The 12,338-nt window shown below is 38.6% G+C and carries 15 protein-coding genes; 12 read left to right on the plus strand and 3 right to left on the minus strand.

The annotated features are described in order from the left end of the window. The first annotated feature begins 86 nt into the window (after window positions 1-86). The 10 genes from ACKWCD_RS02850 (at window position 87) to ACKWCD_RS02895 (ending at window position 9,167) form a co-directional block, all read left to right on the plus strand. Complete coding sequence (locus tag ACKWCD_RS02850) at window positions 87-2,063, plus strand: alpha-ketoacid dehydrogenase subunit alpha/beta (RefSeq protein WP_413982416.1); 1,977 nt, start codon at window positions 87-89, stop codon at window positions 2,061-2,063. A gap of 190 nt (window positions 2,064-2,253) precedes the next feature. Further along, a complete protein-coding gene (locus ACKWCD_RS02855) occupies window positions 2,254-2,733 on the plus strand; it encodes a lipocalin family protein (protein ID WP_413982417.1) in 480 nt (159 codons plus the stop codon). A 10-nt stretch (window positions 2,734-2,743) separates the two neighbouring features. Beyond that, complete coding sequence (locus tag ACKWCD_RS02860) at window positions 2,744-3,439, plus strand: OmpA family protein (protein ID WP_413982418.1); 696 nt, start codon at window positions 2,744-2,746, stop codon at window positions 3,437-3,439. 75 nt (window positions 3,440-3,514) lie between these two features. Further along, window positions 3,515-4,642 carry an NAD(P)/FAD-dependent oxidoreductase gene (locus ACKWCD_RS02865; RefSeq protein ID WP_413982419.1) on the plus strand — a complete coding sequence of 376 codons (1,128 nt, stop codon included), beginning with the start codon at window positions 3,515-3,517 and terminating at the stop codon, window positions 4,640-4,642. Further along, window positions 4,636-5,355 carry a methyltransferase domain-containing protein gene (locus ACKWCD_RS02870; protein WP_413982420.1) on the plus strand — a complete coding sequence of 240 codons (720 nt, stop codon included), beginning with the start codon at window positions 4,636-4,638 and terminating at the stop codon, window positions 5,353-5,355. Before ACKWCD_RS02865 ends, ACKWCD_RS02870 begins: the two co-directional genes overlap by 7 nt. Before the next feature lie 3 nt (window positions 5,356-5,358). After that, a complete protein-coding gene (locus ACKWCD_RS02875; RefSeq protein WP_413982421.1) occupies window positions 5,359-6,414 on the plus strand; it encodes a type III polyketide synthase in 1,056 nt (351 codons plus the stop codon). A gap of 198 nt (window positions 6,415-6,612) precedes the next feature. After that, window positions 6,613-7,065, plus strand: coding sequence for a 3-hydroxyacyl-ACP dehydratase FabZ family protein (locus ACKWCD_RS02880; protein ID WP_413982422.1), 453 nt, complete (start codon window positions 6,613-6,615; stop codon window positions 7,063-7,065). Further along, entirely contained in the window at window positions 7,058-8,329 is a 1,272-nt protein-coding gene (locus ACKWCD_RS02885) for a beta-ketoacyl-[acyl-carrier-protein] synthase family protein (protein ID WP_413982423.1), read from the plus strand. Before ACKWCD_RS02880 ends, ACKWCD_RS02885 begins: the two co-directional genes overlap by 8 nt. Before the next feature lie 71 nt (window positions 8,330-8,400). Then, a complete protein-coding gene (locus tag ACKWCD_RS02890) occupies window positions 8,401-8,655 on the plus strand; it encodes an acyl carrier protein (RefSeq protein WP_413982424.1) in 255 nt (84 codons plus the stop codon). A gap of 74 nt (window positions 8,656-8,729) precedes the next feature. Next, window positions 8,730-9,167 carry a hypothetical protein gene (locus ACKWCD_RS02895; RefSeq protein WP_413982425.1) on the plus strand — a complete coding sequence of 146 codons (438 nt, stop codon included), beginning with the start codon at window positions 8,730-8,732 and terminating at the stop codon, window positions 9,165-9,167. A gap of 91 nt (window positions 9,168-9,258) precedes the next feature. Here the strand turns inward: ACKWCD_RS02895 and ACKWCD_RS02900 are convergent, their stop codons facing one another. Beyond that, window positions 9,259-10,203, minus strand: a complete 945-nt coding sequence (locus tag ACKWCD_RS02900; RefSeq protein ID WP_413982426.1) for a TerC family protein — start codon at window positions 10,201-10,203, stop codon at window positions 9,259-9,261. A 98-nt stretch (window positions 10,204-10,301) separates the two neighbouring features. Continuing rightward, window positions 10,302-10,811 (minus strand): YceI family protein, encoded by a 510-nt coding sequence (locus ACKWCD_RS02905; RefSeq protein ID WP_413982427.1) that lies wholly within the window; start codon window positions 10,809-10,811, stop codon window positions 10,302-10,304. A 154-nt stretch (window positions 10,812-10,965) separates the two neighbouring features. Here ACKWCD_RS02905 and ACKWCD_RS02910 point away from each other — a divergent pair, with 154 nt between their 5' ends. Continuing rightward, window positions 10,966-11,298, plus strand: coding sequence for a hypothetical protein (locus ACKWCD_RS02910; RefSeq protein WP_413982428.1), 333 nt, complete (start codon window positions 10,966-10,968; stop codon window positions 11,296-11,298). Between the two features lie 210 nt (window positions 11,299-11,508). Next, the gene (locus tag ACKWCD_RS02915; protein WP_413982429.1) at window positions 11,509-11,898 is read left to right on the plus strand and encodes a hypothetical protein; all 390 of its coding nucleotides are present in this window, start codon (window positions 11,509-11,511) and stop codon (window positions 11,896-11,898) included. A 37-nt stretch (window positions 11,899-11,935) separates the two neighbouring features. Here the strand turns inward: ACKWCD_RS02915 and ACKWCD_RS02920 are convergent, their stop codons facing one another. Next, window positions 11,936-12,238, minus strand: a complete 303-nt coding sequence (locus ACKWCD_RS02920; RefSeq protein ID WP_413982430.1) for an HPF/RaiA family ribosome-associated protein — start codon at window positions 12,236-12,238, stop codon at window positions 11,936-11,938. Window positions 12,239-12,338 lie beyond the last annotated feature (100 nt).

Raw genomic sequence — 12,338 nt, forward strand, 5'->3', positions numbered from 1 at the left:
GCGGCTTATCAAATCTTTTAAGTGCTTTTGTGTTCTTTATTGTTAAATTTATCCCGTTTTTGAACATGATTGCTTTAAAATATAACATGAAGTACCAAAACTCCAAAGTATCCCAGAAATTACAAGTCAGTCTTTACGAGCGGATGCTAAAACCTCGTATGATTGAGGAAAAGATGTTGATTCTATTACGTCAAGGAAAGATTTCAAAGTGGTTTAGTGGCATCGGTCAGGAAGCGATTTCTGTCGGTGTAACTAGTGCTATGCAAGCAGAGGAGTATATTTTGCCAATGCATAGAAATCTGGGGGTTTTTACGACTCGTGATATTCCGTTGTATCGGCTTTTTGCTCAATGGCAGGGCAAGGCTAGTGGCTTTACAAATGGACGCGACCGCAGCTTTCATTTTGGCACACAGGAATTCAATATTGTCGGAATGATTTCGCACTTAGGTCCACAATTAGGGGTTGCAGATGGCATTGCTTTGGCGGACGTTTTAAAGAAGAATGGCCATGTAACGGCTGTATTTACTGGTGAAGGTGGTACCAGCGAAGGTGATTTTCACGAAGCATTAAACGTTGCAGCCGTTTGGAACCTTCCAGTTTTGTTCTGTATTGAAAATAATGGCTACGGTCTGTCCACTCCTACAGATGAGCAGTACAAGTGTGAACATTTAGCAGATAAAGGAAAAGGCTATGGAATGGAATCTCATATCATCGATGGCAATAATATTCTTGAGGTTTTCAGTACCGTAGATAAGCTCTGTAAAAAGATGCGTAAGAATCCAGAGCCAATACTTCTAGAGTTTAAAACGTTTCGTATGCGAGGTCATGAAGAAGCGAGTGGTACAAAGTATGTTCCAGCAGAGCTGATGGAGGAGTGGGCGCAAAAAGACCCTATCGCCAACTACGAAAAATTCTTGTTAGACGAGCAAATTCTAGATGTAGCAAAAATCGATGCCATCAAAGTAAAGATTACCGCTGAAATCAATGAAAATTTAAAGCTAGCTTTTGATGAAAGCGAGGTTGAAGTAAATAAAACTAAAGAATTAAATGATGTTTACAAATCATTTGATTATGAAGATATTAAAGAAGGAAGTGTAGTAGAGAATATTCGTTTGGTTGATGCCATTTCTACCGGATTAAAACAATCCATGGAGAAGTATGATAATCTTGTCATTATGGGGCAAGATGTTGCGGATTATGGCGGGGTTTTTAAAATCACAGATGGTTTTGTTGATGCTTTTGGCAAAGAGCGTGTGCGGAATACACCCATTTGTGAATCTGCCATTGTTTCGGCTGCAGCGGGACTATCCATAAACGGAATGAAAGCGGTTATGGAAATGCAGTTCGCTGATTTTGCTAGTACGGGATTTAATCCTATTGTGAATTATCTGGCCAAAATGCATTACCGTTGGAATGAAAAAGCCGATGTAGTGATTCGTATGCCTTGCGGTGGCGGAGTCGGTGCGGGACCTTTTCATTCTCAAACCAATGAAGCTTGGTTTACGAAAACTGTTGGTTTAAAAGTAGTATACCCAGCATTTCCGAAAGATGCCAAAGGCTTATTGAATACTGCTATCAATGACCCAAATCCCGTCTTGTTTTTCGAACACAAAGGTCTGTATCGAAGTGTGTATCAAAATGTGCCTTCTGATTATTATACCATTCCCTTAGGAAAAGCTGCGGTTCTAAAAGAAGGAAATGATATTACTATTGTTTCCTACGGAGCAGGAGTACATTGGGCATTGGAAACATTAGAAAGTCACCAAGAAGTAAGTGCTGACCTTATTGATTTGAGAACACTGGCTCCTTTAGATACGGAAGCAATCTATACATCCGTAAGAAAAACAGGAAAACTCATTATCCTACAAGAGGACAGTCTTTTCGGTGGAATTGCCAGCGACATTTCCGCTTTAGTAATGGAAAACTGTTTTGAACATTTAGATGCTCCGGTGAAAAGAGTGGCTAGTATTGAAACACCTATTCCGTTTGCCAAAAATTTGGAGAATAACTATTTACCTAAAAATAGATTCGCCCACGAATTACTGGATTTACTGGCGTACTAGATAAGTTTTAAATACCATACGTGTTTTTTAACTAATAACAGACCATAACTAGAATGGTGTTTTATTATTAGGCTTTCTTACCATTCATCGATTAGAATCTTCATCTTGACATATTCTTAAATGTTTAACGTTTGGATAAAAACTGTTCTGTCCGTTCATACGTACATAGAGCAACCCTAAAATCTAAAACATGAAAAATTACCTTTTGGTCATGGCTTTTGTCATGCTCTTTTCTTCTTGCTCCATTTCCAAAGCAGTGCGCGAAAAACGGAATATGTTAAGCGGTACTTGGACTCTCAATGATATTAGCTATGAAAATGGAACGGGTAATTTCAAATCTGTCCTTTTCAATGATGCAGATGATATTTGTTTTGAAGGAAGTAATTGGTTCTTTCGCGATAACAATAGTACAGGACGCTATACTTTAGCCGCATCTTCCCTTTGTCATGGTGGTGACAGGTTTATGCGCTGGTCTGTTGTTGATAATCCTGAGAATTATTCAAGTCAATTGCAATTCAAGCGCATTGATGAAAAGAACAAAGACATATCCGGAAAAGGATATCGACTTAATATCGCTACGCTTACCGCTAGTGAGATGGTTCTGAAATCAAATGTTAATGTCGATGGAAAGGTGATGAATGTCGTTTACAAATTCAATAAAAAATCTTAAAAAACTACTTATGAAAACATATTTGAGAAAAAGTATATTCCTTACACTATCAGCAAGTCTGATTTTTGGCTGTAGTGCTGTAAAAAATGCAAATCACAAACAAAAAGGAGCCGTTGTTGGTGCCACTAGTGGCGCTGTTATAGGCGGAGTTCTGGGCAATAATGTAGGCAAAGGCAACAATACAGCTTTAGGAGCAATTATTGGTGCCGCCGTTGGAGGTGTAGCCGGCGGTTTTATTGGTGATCGTATGGATAGACAAGCCGAACGGATTGAAGAAGAAATTCCTGGAGCGGAGGTAACCCGAGTTGGAGAAGGAATTAATGTGGTCTTTAATGAAGAAGCAGGTGTGTATTTCGATACCAGTAAATCGAATATTAAAGGAACATCCGTAGAAACACTCAATAAATTATCAGGAATATTTAAAGAGTATCCTAAATCATATATTTTGGTTGAGGGACATACAGATAGTGCTGGTCCTGAGGATTACAATATGAACTTGTCTCAACAACGAGCGCAATCGGTAACGAATTACTTAATTGCCCAAGGCATTGCTAAAAATCGTTTTACTACAAAATGGTATGGCGAGTTGCAACCTAGAGCGGACAATTCAACAACCGAGGGTAAGAGCAAGAACCGTCGTGTTGAACTTGCTATTATGGCCAGTCCTGAGCTAAAAGAAGAGGCTAAAAAGAAGACGAGCAAATAAGCGAAAAGCGATTATTTGTAATACTGATTTAAAAGTCCCGACTGTTATGTCGGGATTTTTTATTCTTATCTTTCGATGGTGATTTGCTATGATGTTATTATTGTTGGTGGAGGCCTTGCCGGTCTAACGGCAGCAATTCATTTATCCAAAGAAAAACACTCTGTTTTGGTCCTGGAAAAGAAACCTTATCCGCATCATAAGGTCTGTGGGGAATACGTTTCCAACGAAATCATTCCGTATTTAAAAGTTTTAGGAGTGCCGATGGATTCTTCAAAGGCTGTTCAGATAGATAATCTGAGCTTAAGTACCGCAAGCGGAAAATCTACACATACAAAATTACCTTTAGGCGGAATAGGTATTAGCCGCTACAGTTTTGACCATTTGTTATACCAAAAGGCAGTTGTAAACGGTGTTCAATTTGCATTTGAATCGGTTACGACAATTGAGTTTGAAGAAGGTTTTTTTGAAGTTCGTACTGAGAATAAGCAAACATATACTTCCAAGATTGCCATTGGTGCTTACGGAAAGCGGAGCCCGATAGACAAGCGCCTGAATAGAAATTTTATTCAACAGAAGTCCGGTTGGTTGGGAGTGAAGGCTCATTACGTGTTTGATGAGTTTCCTGAGAATGAAGTCGCATTGCACAATTTTAAAGGAGGTTACGGCGGTTTGTCTAAAACGGAAACTGGAGCAGTTAACTTCTGTTACCTGGCTTCCTATTCAAGTTTTCAAAAGCTAAAAAATGTTGAAGATTTTAATGAAAAGGTGGTTGCTAGAAACCCATTTCTGAATGATTTCTTGGGAAAAGCAACTCCTATTTTCAATGAGCCTTTGACAATTGCACAGATATCCTTTGAACAGAAGAAATCCGTAGAAAACCATATTCTGATGTGTGGAGATACTGCGGGTTTAATCCATCCACTCTGCGGAAACGGTATGGCGATGGCCATTCATTCCGCTAAGATTGCTTCGGAACATGTGGACCGCTTTCTAAAGGATGCATTCAATAGAGAACAATTGGAAACGGCCTATAAAAAAGAATGGCAAAAAACCTTTAGAAAACGCTTGTGGATGGGCAGGCAACTACAATCTTTACTACTCAATGAAGAAATGTCTAATTTGGCTTTAAAAGCCGTGACAACATCTCCCGCTTTGCTTCGAAAACTAATAAAACAAACCCATGGAAAAGAAATACAATGCTAATAGATTTATCAGAAAGAAGTAATCAACCGGAGTTGATGGATGATTTTCGCGAGGGACTCAAAAGCCTACGTATCGTTTTCGATGATATCAATCGTGTGAACAGTATTTTAGGCGGTAGCAATATTACGGTTAATGCGGTTGCAGATTTGATTAAAGCCCATCCGCAAGAAAGCTATACGATTGTTGATATGGGCTGCGGTGATGGTAACATGCTTCGTGAAGTAGCAAAATATTGCAAGAAAAGGGACATTAATGTCCGGTTAATTGGCATCGACCTGAATACCGAAGCCTTGCAATTAGCGGAAGAAGCATCTGCTAACTATCCCGAAATTGAATACCAACATCGCAATATTCTTGAGTTGAAAGTGACCGATTTGAATTGCGATATTGTCATCAATACACTTACGATGCATCACTTTACAAACAAAGACCTTTTGATTTTTCTTGAAAAGTTTAATCAATTGGCCAGTATCGGAGTTGTAATCAACGATTTGCACAGAAGTCGTTGGGCCTATTATCTTTTTAAAGCCTTTAGCCTTATTTTTATAAAAACAAAAACGGCCAAAATTGATGGATTGATTTCCATTAGTAAAGGTTTTATAAAATCTGATTTAATTCAATATTCGAAGAGCTTGCCCCAGATCAAACATAACATTAAATGGAAATGGGCCTTTCGTTATGTATGGATTATGCAACCCAATCGACTGACTTGATATATGAACGAAACACGAATAGTTACGGTTGCCAAAGAATTGCCTGAATATTGCCGGAGTACTGAAGATATCATTCCTTTTGTCGAATTATGGTTGGCTGATGAAGACGAACGTTTTCGCCGTAAGGTGGTGAAAATATTTGAAGGTGCCGCTGTTGATAAGCGCTATGGCATCATGAATATTGAAGAAGTTTTTACAGCAACTTCCTTCGAAGAAAAGAATGCGATCTATGTTCGGGAAGTGAAAAAGTTGGGCAAAACCGTTTTACAAAAAGCCCTAAAACAAAGTGGTTGGGAGGCAAATTCCCTCGATTATATCATCACAGTAAGTTGTACGGGAATAATGATTCCATCTTTGGATGCTTATCTCATCAATGATTTAGGTTTAAAGCATGATGTAGTGCGCTTGCCGGTTACGGAAATGGGTTGTGCAGCGGGTGTATCGGGATTGATTTATGCACAAAACTTCTTAAAGTCGAATCCCAATAAACGTATTGCTTTGGTGGCTGTTGAGAGTCCGACTGCGACTTTTCAACTCCATGACCACTCCATGGCAAATATGGTGAGTGCAGCTATTTTTGGAGATGGGGCCGTTTGTGTTCTATTGTCTTCGGAAGCTGATGCCAAAGGCCCCAAAATAGTAGGAGAGGAGATGTATCATTTTAAAGATGCCACGCAAATGATGGGCTTCGATATGACGAATCACGGATTAAAGATGATTCTTGACCCAGCGGTACCCGAAACAATCGCGAATCATTTTCCAGATATTGTACATCCGTTTTTAGAACGGAATGGCAGCTCCATTAAAAAGGTAGACCACTTGATTTTTCATCCCGGTGGACGAAAAATTGTACAGACGGTTGAGGAACTATTTGGTAAATTAGGAAAGAATATAGACGACACCCGCGAAGTCTTGCGAGAATATGGAAATATGAGCAGTGCTACTGTTCTTTACGTTCTGGAGCGTTTTCTTGAAAAAGACATTCAAGAGGGGGAGCAAGGCTTGATATTGAGTTTCGGCCCAGGCTTCTCCGCACAACGGGTCTTGTTGGAATGGTAAGGCCCCACCCAACCCTCCTCAAAAAGGGAGGGCTTTCAAAAAGGTATGTGAATTCAAATAAAAGTTGGGTTCCCCTTTAACAAAGTTGAATTTTTAAGTCCTCCCCTGCAAAGGGGAGGTGCCCGCAGGGCGGAGGGGTTGGTGCTACAAAGCTAAAAGTTCAAGTTCAAGTTCAAGTTAATTAGTAAAAAAGACTATTTGAAATACCAAGAAATCATCCATAAACTCCCATACACCAAACCTTTTCTGTTTGTTGATGAACTTCTACATATCGATGAAAACGGAGCAGAAGGTTCATATACTTTTGATGCCGATTCTGATTTCTACAAAGGCCATTTCAAAGATAATCCTGTTACACCAGGAGTGATTTTAACCGAGTGCTGTGCACAAATTGGTGTGGTAGCACTGGGCATTTATCTCTTGAACAGTGAGGAAGTCGCGATGGGTGAAAATGTGCAAATAGGACTGAGTAGTTCTGAAATGGAATTCTTAGCTCCTGTTTTTCCTAATGAGAAAGTAGTAGTCACTTCCGAAAAAGAATATTTTCGTTTTCACAAATTGAAATGTAAGGTAAAGATGCACAATTCCGAAGGGAAGTTAGTTTGCAAAGGAACAGTTTCAGGAATGCTTAAATCGATTAAAAATGGGTAAACGCGTTGTAATTACAGGACTTGGCGTTTGCGCACCTAATGGGATTGGATTAAAGGAATTCACCAAATCGCTGCAAGAAGGGACTAGCGGAATTCGTTTTGATAAGCAGCTTCAAGATTTGGAATTTGCTTGTCAAATCGCAGGAGAACCGCAATTGAATGAAGCGTTAATCAATCAATATTTTACACCCTTGCAGCTTCGCGGATTGAATGCTAGCGGCGTTCTATATGGAGTCATCGCCGGAACAGATGCATGGAAAGATGCAGGATTAGCTATTGCAGAAAAAGAAACACCCGATTGGGATAGTGGCATCATTTTCGGCACCGGAATTCTTGGAGTAGATAAGTTTCGAGAATCCACGCACTTGGTAGATTCAAAGAATGTAAGACGTATAGGAAGCACTACGGTACTACAAACCATGGCGAGTGGTATAAGTGCGTATTTAGGTGGAATCTTAGGATGCGGCAATCAGGTAACCACCAACTCTTCGGCCTGTACAACGGGTACAGAGGGCATTCTCATGGCCTATGACCGCATTGTTGCAGGAAAAGCGAAACGAATCTTAACAGGGAGTTGCAGTGACAGTGGTCCTTATGTTTGGGGTGGCTTTGATGCTATGCGTATTTTACCTAGAAAGTCTAATGAGAACCCAACAAAAGGAAGTCGGCCAATGAGTGCTAGTGCGGCTGGCTTTGTCCCTGGAAGTGGAGCAGGGGCTTTGGTCTTGGAATCCTTGGAAAGTGCTCAAAAACGTGGGGCTAAGATTTATGCAGAAGTGTTAGGCGGTGCAGTAAATAGTGGTGGCCAGCGCGGAAAAGGCAGTATGACAGCTCCAAATAGTCTTGCAGTGCAGCGTTGTATACGAGAGGCAGTAGAAAATGCAGGAATTCAAAGTTCGGACGTAGACGCCATAAACGGACATCTTACTGCCACGGCAAAAGACCCCACGGAAATAGAGAATTGGACAAAAGCTCTGGAACGTGATGGAGAAGACTTCCCCTATGTAAATTCTTTTAAAGGACTTTTCGGACACTGTTTGGCAGCATCCGGAAGTATTGAAAGTGTTGGTGCTGTACTTCAGTTTAGAGAAGGTCAAGTTTTTGGTAATGTGAACTGCGAAGACTTGCATCCAGAGATATTGGAATTGGTAGACAAGGAGAAAATTCCGAAAAAAACGATTCCGCATTCCCCAAAAATAATGGCAAAGGCAAGTTTTGGTTTTGGAGATGTAAATGCTTGTGTTATTTTTAAAGCTTTTAGTTGACTAAGTAAAAATTGAAAGTGGAAAATTGAAAAATTCCCATCTAAGAATCTTACAATCAAATAACCCAAATTATGACTGGCACTGAACACTACCAAAAATTACACGATATCATTAAAATATACCTTCCTGAAGATGTTTCAGCGGCTAGCATAACTGAAGAAAGTCATCTGATTAATGAATTAAATATAAATTCAGCCAATTTGGTAGATATTGTTCTTGATGTGGAAGATACCTTTGATATTCGCCTAGAAAATGAAGACATGGACCAAATGGAAACGGTAAAAGATGCGCTTCAAATTATAGATAAGAAACTCTCTGAGGCTTAATTAAAGGGGACAAGTTGAAAATGAAAATTTATTCTCCAACAATCCAACAATCCAACAATCCAACAATCTAGCAAATGACTGAATTTATAAGATGGGCGAAGTCCAAATTAAACGTTGATAAACGACTTATTGCTATTTACTGCATTGTCTATTTTTCTTGGGGAATGCTAATGGATTGGTTTGGCGCTCAAGTTGAAATCGCTCGATTCACCTATTGGTGGCAGGTGATTACCTGTTATATCGTTTATATGGTTCCGGTTTCGTTGTTACTTCGTAAGCTTCCTTTTCATGCTCAATATGCCTACGGATTGGTAGCGATGTGCCTTCTTGAATTTGGGGGCTATGCCTTTGAATCATCCTATGCCTATCCAAACAATTTATTGGACCAACTTTTCAACGAACGTAATTTTGCCCTAGGAATGGCGCTATTCTTTGCCTTGTACTTTCCTGTTGGGAATTGGGGCGTTCAAAAAGTATATGATGCTCTTTTTGGGCAGATGAATAATGGGTAATATTGGTTGCTATCGACCCTAAGGGAGACTTTTCGTGTTACAAGAACAAGAACTATTTAATTTGGCATCCCTTTAGGGATTGAGGGCTGGTCTACTCTTCCTCTTTCTCCGGAATAGTCAACGAAGCAATAACGCCACCAACCAATGCTACAGAAATAACGGTTAATGAAACCCACTCCGGCAGGTGAATGTAATGTGAGAAAAGCATCTTCAAGCCAACAAAGGCAAGTATCACCACCAGACTGTAATTGATAAAACGAAACTTCTCCAACATTCTAGAAATCAAGAAATACATAGAACGGAGTCCCATGATGGCCAAGATATTAGAACTAAAAACGATAAAGGGATCTGCCGTAATGGCCAAAATCGCAGGAATACTGTCTAAAGCAAAAAGAATGTCAGTAAGTTCGATAACAATTAGCGCAACAAATAGGGGGGTAGCAGCCTTGATGCCCATGCGCTTTACAAAGAAATTTTCCCCTTGAATACTTCCGGTAATTGGGTATATCTTCTTTATCTGCCGAAATACAAATGACTTCTTAGGGTCAAATTCTTCCTCTTCACCTTTGAGCATTTTAAATGCTGTCCAAAGCAGAAAAACACCAAAGACATAGATGATCCATTCGAACTTGGTAATTAGTGCTACACCAAATAGAATCATTAAAGCTCTAAACACGATGGCACCAAGAATTCCCCAGAAAAGAACACGATGCTGGTACAATGGTGGTATTTTAAAGGAGGAGAAAATAACTGCAATAACAAAGACATTATCTACACTCAAAGAAAGTTCGATAAGATAACCAGTAATATATTTTAGAACTGCGGTGTTAGGGGTTAGTCCTGTTGGGTTATCAACCATTCCATTGGAAAATAACCAATAGATGACACCACTAAAACTAAGGGCGACTGTAACCCAAATAGCTGTCCAGATACTTGCCTCTTTGGTTTTTATAACATGATTTTCCTTATTGAAAACGCCTAGGTCAAGCGCAAGGAAAACTAAAATGAAAGCGATAAAAATAATCCAAATCCACATAGGTGCGATTTTAAGTGCACAAATGTAACAATCATTTTAGCTTTAAGTAGGTGAGGAAGGAAAAAATGTTAATGTGTAGGTGTATACTATTCAAATACCTATTTCAATTGAAATATTAGCTCGACCAACACTTTGTTTTTCTCTCGGTCACTTTTGATGTTGATTCCATAATCAGAACTATAAAGAGTAGTTTTTCCAACGAGTTGCTTATCTTTTCTTTTAAAGCTGAAATTAACGTCTTTGGCAACGTCTTTAATGGTCAACTTGCCTTTTACGGTAATGATATCTCCTTCTTGCTGTACTGATGTGCTTTCAAACTTGATTTTGGGGAAATTGTCCGCATCAAAATATTTACTGCGTCTGAGCGACCAATTTCTAATAGAATTCCCAGTACTTATGGTTTCAACCTTTACCGATCCTTTGAGCTTTGAATTCTCAATTTGGTCAAGATCTATGATAGACTCTGATGTAAACCCTTCGAGGGTTCCTTCTACATCGTTATTCACAAATACAAAACTAACTTCAGCATTTGTAATGCTCAGATCACTTTGTGCATTTGCAAATAGTATGGAAAAAACAACAAAAAATATTGTTATAGAATGTTTCATAAGTAATGGCATTCATAATTTATGCCAAAGTTAGTTTATTTTGAGTTTCGTTCAACTGTCGTATTTAAACGTTATTTAACTTGAATTCTACAGTTTTTGTAACTTACAAAAAGAATTTAATACCTTGTAAGCAGAACAATTTTATATTTTGATAATGAGGAAGATTTTATTTATGCTTTTTAGCGTATGTATTTGGGGCTTATTCCCCTTTTCCACAAATGCACAAGAAACTCCTACGCCAAACAAAACTAAAAAGCTCGTCGAAGAAGATGAAGGTCCCATCATGTTCAAATTCGAACCTGATTTTGTAAGTAAGAATGAAAAGAAGAAAGCCGAAATTGCTCGGACGCGCAGTATTATAGATACTTTGAACATATCTGATCGCAAAAGGTTAAAATTGCTTCGTGACTTATACAAGAATGGTATTTCGCGACGATTGCAAAAAGCAATGTTGGTGGAGAATACTTATGACGAAATAGAAGACTAAAATATGTTTTAGTAACCAACTTTTGTCATTTTTAATCTTTTGGATTTGATAAAGATTATGATTTATTTGCTGTTTTTTTGAACCTTAATTAGTTTATAATACCACCGACAAAATGTTACTAAAAACCGATGGTTGAACAACAAAAGGGCAATTTATGGTAAAGTCACAGTTTTTTTGTATTTTTAAAGGAGACACACTATTTGAATTAAAATGAAAACTTCCCTTATTTTGACCTTTGGTCTTTGTATTTCCCTTTTTGGGTCAGTACCTATTTTTGGGCAAGAACCTGATTCGAAACCTGCAACCGTAAAAAGAACAGCCACCCTTAAAATTGATAAGAGTAATGTTAAGGTGCAACGGCATACCGTAATGTCCAGATTTGAACCTGAAATTGCTAGCACGGAGGAAGAACGTATGAAAAAAAGGCAGGAAAGAATTGCAGCGACTGAATTAAAACTTAGAATTTTAGATACCCTTGATATTTCAGAACGCAGAAAAAGAATGCTACTCCGCGATTTGAAACATACACCATATTCTACCCGTTTGAGTAAAGCGACTTTGGTTGACACTCAATTTGAAGATACATCGAACAACAATTAAGGAGATTATCTAGTAAATTTTATTTCTAGAATACTACTTAATAGGATTTCATTTTCGCCTTGCGTCTATCTAATTGGCGCTCTAACTCAGTGACAGATTCTGAAATAGAAGCTTCAAAGCTACCATTACTGGATTCGGCAAAAAGACGAGGTCCTGGAGTACTCAATCGAATACCACAGATCATACCCGTATTTGGTTGGCTTGTGTTTTCCTTTTTTATGAAAACATCTGCGCGCACTACGAAATCATATTTATTTAATAACTTTTCTAGCCTGTCCGCGGCCATAATTTCAAGTCGATTACTTGCCTTTACCGCGTGATATTCAAAGTTGATATTCATAAAAAGATTTTTCTTTAAATTAAGGAGGATACCTCTCAAAACCAAATTTATACTAAGACAAAAGTTAAGCTTAGTTGAATTAATTGTTAAAGTCTGATTT

This window comes from Maribacter taeanensis (genome assembly GCF_047345145.1).
GTDB lineage: Bacteria > Bacteroidota > Bacteroidia > Flavobacteriales > Flavobacteriaceae > Maribacter_C.